Raw genomic sequence first — 12,873 nt, 5'->3', positions numbered from 1 at the left:
TAATTGTTCTCTCTAAATCGTTAGGCAATCACCAGGAGGCTGCCTTGACCCTTTATACCTCACGCTTACTCCTGCGCCCCGTTGCGCAGGAGGATCTCGGCGATCTGTTCGCGATTTATGGCGATCCGGCGACCAACACCTTCAACCCGGCGGGGCCCTATCCCGATATTGCATACACGAAGACGGTGCTGGATCGCTGGCTGGCGCACTGGGCAGAGCACGGGTTTGGCAGTTGGGCGATCGCGCTGCGCGACGCGCCCGAGAAGATCATCGGTTTTGGTGGCCTGAGCCTGCGCAGCTTTGCCGATATCCCGATGAATAACTTAGGTTATCGCTTTGCCACCGACGCCTGGGGCAAGGGGCTGGCGAGTGAATTATCGCTTTACGCGGTGAAATATGGCTTTGAGACGCTGAAAATGGGGGAGATTTGCGGCGTGGTGCGCGCTAACCATCTGGCGTCGCGAAAGGTACTGGAAAAAGCTGGACTACAGTTTGTGCGCGAAATTGCGGATATTGAGAACGCGCCGCCGAGCCTGCTCTACAGCCTTAGCAGGGATGAGTGGCAGAAAAGCGCCCCCCATCCCTCAGCCTGAAACGCGAGGTGGATCTGCCACCTCGCCCCTCATCAGAAGCCCGGCGTGCGGGTCTGTTTGCTGTCCATAAATTTGATACGCGCCTCTCTCCAGACAGGATCGTCCAGTTCAAGAGAGGTGTTGGAGAGTTTCAGCACGGCTTGTTGCGTAGTGGAAGAGCACGCCATCCCGGCCTGTTTGCCAGGCTCTTTGCACCATACCATCGGCGTCGAATAAGGAGCATTTGATGCCGGGCCATACTTCTCGACCGCCGCTTTTTCCATTGCCTCTTTGTTGGCAGTCGACCACGGCAGCTCGTAAGTGATCATTGACGCCGCCAGCGGATGTTTCGCATCCACCGGAACGCGGCCTTCGAAATAGACCTGCAGTTTCACACCCTCTTTTTCATACCCGACAAATTTCGGCTGCTTGTTACCGGTGACCAGATTATCTTGCGGGTATTTATCCACCTGTAAAGCAGAGGCAGGCACGTTGAAGTGGGTGGTAATAGCCTTGACGACCTCATCGTAATCCATGCCGGTTTTCACCCCGGCAACGTCAAATTTTGTCACATCAACGGCACGCAGCTCTTCCGCCTGAACCACAGAGGCACCCATCAACGATACGAAAACAATCGCGCTTAAACGCTTAAACATCCTGAACTCCTGTTCCTGAAAAAGTAAGCCATTGAGCGCTTTACATTACGTCCAATGTCGATGGGCATTAAGATAGCAGCGCGTGATGAGATGGCAACCGCACCGCCCTACCAGGGTTGATAGGTTTTTCTGCAATAGTGCGTTTATGCGCCTCGTCACAGATTAGAGAGGTCATTTTTTGCCCTGGCAAACAGAGCAACTGAAACGCGAAATCATGTTAATAGCATGTTGCAATTGATTTAGGGTAAATGTTAACGGCGATTAATGCGCGTCACGCATCAGACGATGAGTTTAATGCGCTTATTCAGCTACTTTTCCTGATCCACTCTTCAGAGAGGCGCGTTACAAGCGTCCCTGTATAACTGGAGATGACATGCAAACATTGACCCCTATGGCACGAACCAGCGCGATACTGCGCGTTACCTCAGGCAACTTTCTCGAGCAGTTTGACTTCTTTCTCTTCGGCTTTTATGCCACCTATATTGCACATAACTTCTTCCCGGCCAGCAGCGAGTTTGCCTCGCTGATGATGACCTTCGCGGTCTTTGGCGCGGGCTTTTTAATGCGCCCTATCGGTGCCATTGTGCTTGGGGCCTACATCGATAAAGTGGGCCGCCGTAAAGGGCTTATCGTCACGCTGTCGATCATGGCGGCAGGCACCTTTTTGATCGTGCTGATCCCCTCTTACCAGACCATCGGTATCTGGGCGCCGCTGCTGGTATTAAGCGGGCGGTTATTACAGGGCTTCTCCGCCGGGGCCGAGCTGGGCGGGGTCTCCGTTTACCTGGCCGAGATTGCCACGCCGGGCCGCAAAGGGTTTTACACCAGCTGGCAGTCCGGTAGCCAGCAGGTCGCCATTATGGTCGCCGCCGCGATGGGCTTCGCCCTGAATGCCGTGCTGGAAGAGTCGGCAATCCGTGAATGGGGCTGGCGGCTGCCGTTCCTGTTTGGCTGCCTGATTGTGCCATTCATCTTTATCCTGCGCCGCAAGCTGGAAGAGACCCAGGAGTTTAACGCTCGCCATAAAAAGCTGGCGATGCGCGAGGTCTTTACCACCCTGCTGGCGAACTGGCCGGTGGTGATCGCCGGTATGTTAATGGTGGCGATGACTACAACCGCCTTTTACCTCATCACCGTTTACGCGCCGACCTTCGGCAAAAAAGTGCTGATGCTCAGCGCTTCAGATAGCCTGCTGGTGACGCTGCTGGTTGCGATCTCTAACTTTATCTGGCTGCCGATTGGCGGGGCGTTATCCGATCGCTTTGGCCGCAAAGCGGTGCTGGTGACCATGACACTGCTGGCGCTGTTCACCTCCTACCCGGCCCTCAGCCTGCTGGCGCAGAACCCCACTTTTACCATGATGCTGACGGTGCTGCTGTGGCTGTCGTTTATCTATGGCCTCTATAACGGCGCGATGATCCCGGCACTCACAGAGATTATGCCCACCGAAGTGCGTGTCGCCGGTTTCTCGCTGGCCTACAGCCTGGCAACCGCGGTATTTGGCGGCTTTACGCCGGTGATCTCCACCGCGCTGATTGAGTACTCTGGCGATAAAGCCTCCCCCGGCTACTGGATGAGTTTTGCAGCGATCTGCGCCCTGCTCGCCACGCTCTATATGTACCGCCGCAGCAGTTTAACCCTGCAAACCGCACGTTAAGGAGTGACGATAATGAAGACTATGTTGCGTTCCCTGTTCGCCACGCTGCTGCTCTGCACGCTGAGCCTGGGCGCCACGGCGAAAGAGATCACGGTAATGATTTCCGGTGGCTTTAAACCGGCATTGCAGAAACTGATCCCACAATTTGAAGCGAAAACCGGCGATACCATTGTGGTGGTTGCCGGGCCGTCGATGGGCAAAACGCCGCAGGCGATCCCCGCGCGGCTGGCACGTGGCGAAGCGGCGGATGTGGTGATTATGGTCGGCGACGCGCTGACAAAACTCTCAAAAGAGGGGTGGATTGCGCCCGGCTCCCGCGTCGAACTGGCCGACTCACCGATTGGGATGGTGGTGAAAGCGGGTGACGCGGTTCCCGCGATCAAAACCAATGAGGAGCTGCGCGCGACGTTGCTGAAAGCCAAATCGATTGCCTATTCGGACAGCGCCAGCGGCGTCTACGTCAGCAGCCAGTTATTCAAAAAACTCGGTATCGACGAGGCGGTGGCGCAGAAGGCGCACAAAGTGGAGCGCATTCCGGTCGCTGGCGAGGTGGCAAAAGGCCATTACGCCGTCGGCTTCCAGCAGGTGAGCGAACTGCTGCCAGAGCATGGCGTAACTTTTGTGGGCGAACTGCCGGCCGATCTTCAATACATTACCCGTTTTGCCGGGGCGGTGACGGCGAAAGCGCAACATGCGCAGGAGGGCAAAGCACTGCTGGCGTTCCTCTCCGCCCCCGAGGCGCAATCGACCATCCACCTTACCGGGATGCACTCCGTTGCGGCGGCACCGCGTGATACTGCTCGGTGATGAGTTTCTCCAGTTCGGCGGCGATATAGGACTGCACGCGCCCGCTGCGGCGGATCAGCCCCAGCGTGCGTTTGACTACCGGGTCGGTCAGCGGCAGATGCGTCAGCACCGAGTGGGCTGACGCGGGCATCGACATCGCCGGTATCGCCGCAATGCCCACCCCCGCTTCCACCATGCCAATCATGGTGGTGACATGGCGGGTTTCACAGATGCTCGGGCGCTCAGGCGTGATGTGCCCCAGCATCTGGTCAATCAAATTGCGGTTGCCAGAGGTTTTATCCAGCCCGATATAGTCATACTGATAAAATTCGCGCCAGGTGAGGCTCTTCTTGCTGGCAATCGGGTGATCGTGGCGGCAGGCCGCGACATAGGTGTCCACCACCAGCGGGCGAAACTCGATATCTGCCAGCAGGCTACCGGCAAAGCAGATGCCGAAGTCGGCCTGGCCGCTGGCAACGGTGTCGATCACGTTGCCCGCGCTGCTATCAATTAACTTCACGCGCACCCGGGGAAAGCGCGCTTTAAAGGTGCGGATCACATCAGGCATGAAGTAGCACGCGGCAGAAGGCACGGCGGCGACCGTCACCACGCCGACGCGATCCTGGCTCACTTTATCGATATCCGCTAACACTGCTTCCACATTCATCAACAGCTGTTCAGAACGCTCGGCGAAGGTCTGCCCGTAGAGGGTCAGCGCAACCCGGCGCGTGGTTCTGTCAAACAACTTAATGCCCAGCGCGTTCTCGAGCTTCTCTATGCGGCGGCTCAATGCTGATTGCGACAGGCAGATTGACTCGGCGGCAAGGCGAAAATTGCCATATTCCACCAGGGCGCGGAAAGCATAGAGATCGTTGAGATCGAAATTCACGGGCATGATGAGAGGCGATCCTTCTCGGGCGGTTAACAGAGGGATAAGAGCATAACCGCCCGGCAGACAAGATCAAATATTTAACAACGTTACAACACCGGGCTGCGCGTTATCAACAACACCATTAGCGCAATCAGCGCCGGAAGCGCCTGTACATAGAGGATTTTCCGGCTGGCGGTGATCGCGCCAAAAATCCCCGCAATCAGCACGCAGACGAGGAAGAAAACCTTAACCTGAAAGCCGCTATCGCCAAGCCATAACCCCCACAGCAAACCGGCGGCTAAAAAGCCGTTATAGAGCCCCTGGTTGGCGGCCATCACCCGGCTATCACGGGCAAAGTCGGGGCTGAGGTTAAACGCCTTACGACCTGTCTCTGTATTCCAGAGAAACATTTCGAGCACAAGAATATAGAGGTGAATAACGGCGACAAGCGCAATCAGGATATTTGCTGGCATAGCAAGCCTCAAAAATTAATGTGCGGGTTAAGAAACAGCTTAACCCATTTTTCGTTAATTTTGCGGCTGGTACAAGAGAGGCAGGTATTAATAAAGCGAAGCGCGGACGTGCAGCCAGATTATTGCCACTGCACGTTGCGCCCGGTAAGACTATAATTCGTTTTCGGCAGCCGCAGGCGCGGTCAGCGTTGCCCTTACCTGCGGCAGGCCGTGCGGATAATTTTCCTGAATAAACTCAATCATTTTTTCCCGCACGTAACAGCGTAAATCAAAGGCCGTTGGCGAGTTCTGTGCCGTCATCAACATCCTGATGGTCATGGTTTTTTCCGTGGTATCAGTCACCTGCAGCACCTGCGTTTCCTGATCCCAGAGCTTGGTTTCACTGAGCACTTTTTCAAAATGCTGGCGCAGCGGCTCTAAAGGCATCGAGTAATCAACGTAGAGAAAAACCGAGCCTAAAATTTGCGCATTATTACGCGTCCAGTTCTGGAACGGATTTTCGGTGAAGTAAGTGATCGGCAGCACCAGCCGACGCAGATCCCACAGACGCACCACCACGTAAGTCAGGTTGATCTCCTCAATCCAGCCCCACTCTTTTTCCACCACCACCGCATCATCAATTTTAATAGGCTGCGTAAAGGCAATCTGAATACCGGCAAAGAGATTGACCAGCGATTTTTGCAAAGCAAAACCGATGATAATACCGGCAACCCCGGCACCGGCCAGAATCGTGGTACCGAATTTTCGCACGCCCGGAAAGCTGAGCAAAATCAGCGAGAGGCAGAGCGTCACGAGGATAACGATAGCGACTTTCTTCACGTACATTATCTGCGTGCGGATTTTGCGCGCACGAAGATTGTTCGAAATATTAATGTCATAGCGGATAAAAAGCATATCCTGAGCAACGTTAATTAAGCGGATCAGGACCGAGCAGAATGACAAAATAATAAATATATTAATTGTTGTGGTAATAAACCCCATCGATTCTGGCTGGATGTGGACATAATTCACACCGACGCGGATTAACAGCAGCGGAATGAAAAGAAACATCGAACCGCGCAGGTGTTTCTCAAGTGATTTAAAAAGCTTTCTGTCGCGACTCTGCCAGTAACGGATAAATTGCAGCAGGATAAATCTCGCGAGAAAACCGATCGCGAGCGAGAGCGTGACGAGCAATACCGCAGGCACCCATGCCGGAGCGCCAGATAACTCACCAAATAAAAAAGGCATGCTTTCCCCTTATATTCTGCCAACACCCCTGCGTTGCCAGTACGGTTAAACGGATCGGTAACCCTTAGCTTGCAGATAACCCGCAGATTGCCTGATTCCCGCGCCTTATTATATGAAAAATATGAAAACAGCCTTATCCGTTGATAACAATATCAGGCAATTCTGATAACGATTTTCAGGGCTGAAGCGCCCTCAAGTTAGCCCGATATATTAAGAACTCTAACGTATTAAGCTGGCAAAAAATGCGTATCCACTATACTGACCACTGCAGTTGTCATTTACCTACGAGGCTGCTGACGATTACAGAATTCATAAAACCTGTACCCATGACCATCAGGAGAACAACATGCAAAAGAGTAAAACTTTAAAAGGACTGCTGGCCGTATCGGCCGCCGTCGCGATGTTCACCACGGTTGGCGTGCAAGCCCAGACACCGGCGAGCGCCGCGCAGAGTAGCGCGACCGCATCAAACACCAAACTCAGCTCCGGCGATGAAAAAGCGTTAAAAGATATGGCGCAGGCCAATATCAATGAGGTCGCCGCCGCGAAAATCGCGCTGGAAAAAGCCAAAAGCAGCGAAGTGAAAGCCTATGCGCAGAAGATGGTCGATGATCATGGCGCGGCGTTGACCAAAGTTCAGGACGTCGCTAAGCAAAAAGGCGTTGAACTGCCGACCGAGCCGGACGCTAAGCATAAAACGATGGCTGCCAAGCTTGAAAAGGAGAGCGGCGACAAGTTTGACAAGCTCTATATGGAAAACGCCGGCACCAAAGATCACAAAATGGTGCTCGATAAACTGCAGAGCGACGCTAAAGAGATCAAAGATCCAGACGTTAAAACGCTGGCCGATGCCCATACCCCGGTGGTTGAGCAGCACCTGAAGTCTGCCGAGCAGCTGTCTGCAAGTAAGTAACAAAGCGTAAAAAAGTACACGAGCCTGCAAGCTGAATGACGCAGATTTAACGTGTTACAGACCGGGGCCGCGCCGCTGCCAGACGCCGTGGCGCGGCCCTTCAGGTCATCTATCCCGCTTCGCTCACGGTTAACCATTGATTAAATAATATCCTGCAACTATCGCACTGATACATAATGCTGCTGGTGAGTTTGCCGATAACCAGATCAATTCTTACTCGATCCGGTAAATCTGATGCGTATGCCTTTCCTTAAACACCTTTTTTCCCTGAGCCGCCTGCGTTCATCCGCGTCTTATAACGCACTTTGCCAGAATAAACCTGTCATTGAATTCAGTCCGGAAGGGATCATCCATAGCGCCAGCCCGCAGTTTCTCTCCGCGATGGGGTATCGCGCGGATGAAATCATCGGCCAGCACCACCGCATTTTCTGCCCGCCGTCGCTGGTGAACTCAGCGGAGTACGCGCAGTTCTGGCAACGCCTTTCGCGTGGCGAAAGCTTTAGCGGCAAATATCTGCGCCTGGCAAAGGGTAATCGCCCTGTGTGGCTTGAGGCCAGCTATATCCCCGTCACCAACCGTCACGGCGCGGTGACCCGAGTGATAAAAATTGCTGCCGACATTTCCGAACGCATCCATGTTGCGCTTGAGAAGGAGGCGATCGTTAACGCCATTGGTCGCTCAATGGCCATCATCGCCTTCAGCCCGGAAGGGATCGTACTGGAAGCGAATGACAACTTCCTGAGCACCACCGGTTATAAACGAGAAGAGGTTATCGGTAAGCACCATCGTCTCTTCTGCTCTGAGACGCTGCATAAAAGCGACGAATACCGCCAGTTCTGGGAGAGGCTGAATCAGGGCGAGTTCTTTTCCGGTCAGTTTCCACGCCTGAACCGCCGGGGCGAACCTTTATGGCTGCGGGCAACCTATAACCCTGTGTTTAACAGCGACGGGCAGCTTTATAAGATTGTGAAATTCGCCACCGATGTCACGGCAGATGTGCTGCGCAACCAGCGGGAGCAGGAGGCGGCTGTCCACGCGTGGGATATGGCGGTGCAAACTCGTGGCAGCGCACAGAATGGCGCGACGGTTATCGAAAACAGCATCCGCATGATTGATACCATTGCCCAGAGAATGAGCACGGTCTCCAGCGATGTCTCGCGGCTCAACGATCAATCTGACAGCATCGACGGGATGGTTGAGACCATCCGCAGCTTTGCCATGCAGACAAGATTGATTGCACTGAACGCCGCGATTGAAGCTGCGCGAGCGGGCGCGTCCGGGCGAAGTTTTGCCGTGGTGGCCGCAGAAGTGCGGACGCTTGCAGCGAGCGTAAGTAGCGCGACGGAAGAGATTGAGCGGGTTGTGGCCAGCAATAATCAACTGGCTAAAGAGGTGCTGAGCGGCATTGAGAATAACCTGATGAGCACCCGCGAAGGTGTGACGCTGATGCGTGAAGCGGGCGAGGTGATTGCCAGCATCCAGAAAAATGCAGCCGGGGTTGAGGCGGCGGTAAAAGATGTTGCCCTTTCCGTCAAAGCTGACTGACTTCAACAAACAGAAATGCGCCACGCCATAACCTAAATTTCCCGTCCAGACCAGGAGAGGAGAGAGCACCCAGCGCGCTGCCCTCTCCCCTCTTTCCCGGCTTTTAACCACCGCGCACACCTATCAGTACGCAAGGAACAATCAATTAAAGCCGGCGGTTAATAGCGATTATGCCTATTAAACAAGCCGTTACGCCTGAACGTAGCCGCCCCGCTTCGCGTCGACTGTTTCATCACGAAATTATTTACCTCTCTCCCACTATCTTTCCGTAAAAATCCTGCCACAATTCACTCAATAAAATCGCACGTAATTAGTTAACGCGCTATTTATATAACGTAACAACACTCTTGGTCACCGCTATCAAACAGGACGCGACTATGAACACATTGAAAAACTACACTATCCGCCGCGTCGTGTTATGGATCCTCCTGACAGCGCTGGCGCTGATTACCGCCACCGGCGGCTATGCTGCCTTTGCCGTGCGCGATATGAACAAGCAGGCAGATCAGAGCACAGCCCTGACCCAGCAGGCGATCTTCCTCTCCCACGCCACGCAGGTGTTGCAACAGGGAAGCGCAGCCGAAAAAGCGGCCTTGATTAATGAAATCCCGCCGGGCGCAGAGTGGGCCACAGAGGCGTTATCCGGCTCCGCGAGCGCCTGGAGAATGCAGGCCAGCGAGCATCTGGCGGCGTTAACCCGTAAGTCCCATGACAATAGCGCGCAGATTGCCGCCGATCGCAGCCAACTTGATATCGTGCTGATTGTTGCCCTGCTGGCAGCCGCCGGGCTGGTGCTGTTTTGCGACTGCTACCTGGTTATCCATCTGGTGAGGCCAGTTGGCGATATCCGCGCCCATTTCCGCCTGATTGCGCAGGGTGATTTAACCTACCAGCCACAGGATATTGGCCGTAACTGTGTAGGCCAGATGATCCCGCTGGTGCGTGAGATGCAGAACAGCCTGCTGACTACCGTGAGCGCGATCAGCGAGAACAGCGACGCGCTGCACCGTGAAGCACGCGAGATCGCCGCCGGTAACAGCGATCTGGCAAACCGTACAACCCAGCAGGCGGCAGCCCTTGAACAGGCGGCATCCAGCATGGAGGAGTTGACCTCAACGGTCAGCCACAACGCCGACAATGCGCGTCAGGTTCGCGATCTGTCGGTGATGACCGCCCACACCACCGAGAAAGCAAGCAACCTGGTGGAAACCCTGGCCAGCACCATGAACCGCATTGCCGATGGTTCCGAGCAGATCCGCCAGTTCACCTCCACCATCAACAGCATTGCTTTCCAGACCAATATCCTCGCGCTAAATGCCGCCGTGGAAGCAGCGCGTGCTGGCGAGCAGGGCCGCGGTTTCGCCGTGGTAGCAACAGAAGTACGCTCCCTCGCCCAGCGCAGTGCGGCGGCGGCGCGTGAAATTGAGTCGCTGATCAAATCCGCTATTACCTCGGTTCATGAGGGCAAAGATGTGGCGGAAGATGCCGGTGAGGCGATGAGCGAAGTGAAAGGTAATGTCGCCAGCGTCAATGCGCTGATCGGTGAAATCGCGCTCGCCTCCGATGAGCAGAGTAAAGGCATCTCGCTGGTGACTCACGCAGTTGCCGAGCTGGATCGCGTGACTCAGCAGAACGCCGCGCTGGTACATCAGATTACGGCGTCAGCCAGCAACCTTAATGGCAGAACGGAAACCCTGCGCGGCGTGGTGCAGCACTTTACGCTGCCGCACGCGGTAAGCTGAGCTTCCTGAAGCAACGTGTTATACGGGACGAGGCTACGCACCGGAGAAGTCGCCGGACGTAGTAATAAAAAAGCATACGTCTTTTATCCTCTTCGTCTTATTTATAACGGGCAGTGCCGGTGTCGCGGCTGCCCGTTTTTTTTATCTCTTTTTGGCGCTCTGAAATATTCTTCTTATTTATTAATGGTGTTGTTATGAAATCTAACCATCCCCTTCCACTTTATGCTCTTCCTCCCCGGCTGGCGGGCGCTGATGGCGTAAATCAAATTGTGAAATAAATGTGAGACCGCACCTTTTACAGGCATCAGTTGCGCTCCGTTACTGCTACTATCAATACAAATCATATTTGCATTGGGCTGACGTTGCCTGCCGGTATGCTTCCATCCCGCTGTAACAACTAAAAAGCGTTTTCAGCACCCTTTATCTCTTATTTTTACCCACCGTCCACAGCCGGTTGGGAGGCAACAATGTTACTCAATATCGGCGACGACAAAGAACGCCATTTTCTGGCGTTACAGGCTCTGCTGAACCCGGATGACAGTCGCGATGATGTGCTGCGTAAAATTACCCAGCTCGCCGCCAGAATGTTAAAAATACCCGGCAGCTTTATTTCCGTACTCGATGATGAGAATCAGTATGTGCGGGCCGCGATTAACTTCCAGCTGGAGACCTCGTCGCGGGTTAACTCCTTTTGCCGCTATGCCGTCGACAGCGGTAATCCGTTTATCGTGCCGGACACTTTGCAGGACGCCCGCTTTGTCACGCATCCGCTGACCGTTGCCAGCCCTTTTATTCGCTTCTATGCGGGCGTGCCGCTGACCACCCGCGATGGCATTACTCTCGGTACGCTCTGCGTGGTGGATACCAATCCTCATACCGTAACCAAAGAGCAGATTGATACGCTGCGGCTGCTGGGTGAGCTGGCGATGTCGTTTCTGGAAGCCTGGCACTACGCTGGCCTGACGGATGTTATTACCGGGCTGCCGAACAAGCTGCATCTGCTGCGCGATATCCAGCTGCTGAACGCGGCGAATGATACCGCCGAGCGTAACCTGATCCTGATTGACTGTATCGACATGCCCCGAGCTTTCGAACTGGCGCGCACCCGCGGGATGGCCCCGGTTGAAAACCTGCTGCGCGATATGGCGATTATGCTGCCTCTGCGCCTGCGCCCGCTGAAGTGCGGCAAACTCTATATGGTGGCGACGGGCCGCTTTGCCCTGCTGACGCGTGCGTCGGACAACATTACGGCCTGCGCCATCGCCAGCCGGTTGCAGGGCGTCAGCGCCGAACTGGAGCCGGGCATTACCGTCGAGTTCCGCGTCCACACCGCAGGCAAAAACTTTATCCCCGGCGATGTATCCGCCAGAGAGGTGCTCAATAAAGCCGTGCATGCCCTGCATGAGCGCATCCGCCAGAACACCTTCCAGTTGCCGGAAACCATTATTGATGAGGATGCAGCGGCCATGCCGGTGCTAATGAAGGAGCTGACGCAGGCCATCGACGGCAAACTGTCAGGGCTTTATCTCGTCTACCAGCCGAAAATGTGTCTGCAAACCGATTCACCAGTTGGCATTGAAGCGCTGATCCGCTGGCGACATCCGCAAAAAGGCGAACTCTCGCCGGGGATGTTTATTCCCTTTGCTGAGCAGGCCGGTCTGCTACAGGATCTGACAGGCTGGGTTATCGCCAATGTGATTACCCAACTTGCAGCCTGGCATGCGCTCGGGCTTGCGCTGCCGGTATCCGTTAACGTGAGTATTCAGGATATCTCCGCGCCAGGCTTTGCCGACAGCCTCGAAGCACGCATGATCCGCGCGCGCCTGCCCACCAGCCTGCTCGGCATTGAGTGTCTGGAAACCGAGCGCATTATTGAGAGCGCGGCGGCACTGAAAGGGCTGGAGATGCTGAAACTGCGCGGCTTCCCCATTTCGCTCGATGATTTCGGCACTGGCTACAGCAACATCAGCTATCTGCGCCGTATGCCGATTGACATCATCAAACTGGATCAGAGCCTGATCTCCAAACTGTCGGAAGATACTGCCTCGCGCATTATCGCCCGCAGTATTATCGGCATGCTGAAAGAGCTCGATTATGTCGTGCTGGCGGAAGGAGTGGAAAACGCGCAGACCGGCGAAACATTGCAGAAGTATGGCTGCGACCAGGCGCAGGGGTATCTCTATGCCCGCCCGCTTCCGGCCCAGGAGATGAGCAGCTGGCTGGAGTGGAAGATCCGTGTCTGATATAGCAACGCGTTGACAGGTTACCGTCAGGCGAGGGAGCGCCTCAGAAGCGATAATTATCAAATAGTTAGTGAAAACTCATCACGCATATATACATTTAATGTATACAAGATCGCGTATTCACAAATAGTGTGATTGAATTCATCCCATCCCGGAGTAATATTCGTCTGAATAATGACTTCAGA

The 12,873-nt window shown here is 54.7% G+C and carries 11 protein-coding genes; 7 read left to right on the top strand and 4 right to left on the bottom strand.

What is annotated here, in order from left to right; all coding sequences use genetic code 11:
* The first annotated feature begins 44 nt into the window (after positions 1-44).
* Positions 45-593, top strand: a complete 549-nt coding sequence (locus ABIC80_RS00465) for a GNAT family N-acetyltransferase (RefSeq protein ID WP_429176429.1) — start codon at positions 45-47, stop codon at positions 591-593.
* A 32-nt stretch (positions 594-625) separates the two neighbouring features.
* Here the strand turns inward: ABIC80_RS00465 and ABIC80_RS00460 are convergent, their stop codons facing one another.
* Positions 626-1,228 (bottom strand): hypothetical protein, encoded by a 603-nt coding sequence (locus ABIC80_RS00460; protein WP_312606140.1) that lies wholly within the window; start codon positions 1,226-1,228, stop codon positions 626-628.
* 373 nt (positions 1,229-1,601) lie between these two features.
* On the opposite strand from ABIC80_RS00460, the gene ABIC80_RS00455 reads away from it, so the two are divergent.
* Positions 1,602-2,885, top strand: a complete 1,284-nt coding sequence (locus tag ABIC80_RS00455) for an MFS transporter (RefSeq protein ID WP_200134680.1) — start codon at positions 1,602-1,604, stop codon at positions 2,883-2,885.
* 12 nt (positions 2,886-2,897) lie between these two features.
* Positions 2,898-3,692, top strand: a complete 795-nt coding sequence (locus ABIC80_RS00450; RefSeq protein WP_429174956.1) for an extracellular solute-binding protein — start codon at positions 2,898-2,900, stop codon at positions 3,690-3,692.
* Here the strand turns inward: ABIC80_RS00450 and ABIC80_RS00445 are convergent.
* The 3 genes from ABIC80_RS00445 to ABIC80_RS00435 form a co-directional block, all read right to left on the bottom strand.
* Positions 3,643-4,566: a LysR family transcriptional regulator gene (locus tag ABIC80_RS00445; protein WP_023481259.1), complete on the bottom strand. Its 924-nt coding sequence runs from the start codon at positions 4,564-4,566 to the stop codon at positions 3,643-3,645. The two genes, ABIC80_RS00450 and ABIC80_RS00445, sit on opposite strands and share 50 nt — an antisense overlap.
* 83 nt (positions 4,567-4,649) lie before the next feature.
* Entirely contained in the window at positions 4,650-5,015 is a 366-nt protein-coding gene (locus ABIC80_RS00440) for a DUF1304 domain-containing protein (RefSeq protein WP_094421527.1), read from the bottom strand.
* A 150-nt stretch (positions 5,016-5,165) separates the two neighbouring features.
* Positions 5,166-6,245: a mechanosensitive ion channel family protein gene (locus tag ABIC80_RS00435; RefSeq protein ID WP_042716393.1), complete on the bottom strand. Its 1,080-nt coding sequence runs from the start codon at positions 6,243-6,245 to the stop codon at positions 5,166-5,168.
* 346 nt (positions 6,246-6,591) lie between these two features.
* Here ABIC80_RS00435 and ABIC80_RS00430 point away from each other — a divergent pair, with 346 nt between their 5' ends.
* The 4 genes from ABIC80_RS00430 (at position 6,592) to ABIC80_RS00415 (ending at position 12,688) form a co-directional block, all read left to right on the top strand.
* Positions 6,592-7,158: a DUF4142 domain-containing protein gene (locus tag ABIC80_RS00430; protein ID WP_263754175.1), complete on the top strand. Its 567-nt coding sequence runs from the start codon at positions 6,592-6,594 to the stop codon at positions 7,156-7,158.
* Between the two features lie 240 nt (positions 7,159-7,398).
* Positions 7,399-8,703 carry a methyl-accepting chemotaxis protein gene (locus tag ABIC80_RS00425; protein WP_370569025.1) on the top strand — a complete coding sequence of 435 codons (1,305 nt, stop codon included), beginning with the start codon at positions 7,399-7,401 and terminating at the stop codon, positions 8,701-8,703.
* A 377-nt stretch (positions 8,704-9,080) separates the two neighbouring features.
* Entirely contained in the window at positions 9,081-10,445 is a 1,365-nt protein-coding gene (locus ABIC80_RS00420) for a methyl-accepting chemotaxis protein (RefSeq protein ID WP_263754174.1), read from the top strand.
* A gap of 467 nt (positions 10,446-10,912) precedes the next feature.
* Entirely contained in the window at positions 10,913-12,688 is a 1,776-nt protein-coding gene (locus ABIC80_RS00415) for an EAL domain-containing protein (protein ID WP_429174955.1), read from the top strand.
* Positions 12,689-12,873 lie beyond the last annotated feature (185 nt).

This window comes from Kosakonia sp. 1610 (assembly GCF_050435845.1).
In the GTDB taxonomy this organism is placed as follows: Bacteria; Pseudomonadota; Gammaproteobacteria; order Enterobacterales; family Enterobacteriaceae; genus Kosakonia; species Kosakonia cowanii.
The sequence above is the reverse complement of the archived record's forward strand: the minus strand, read 5'-3'. Positions and strand labels throughout refer to the sequence as shown.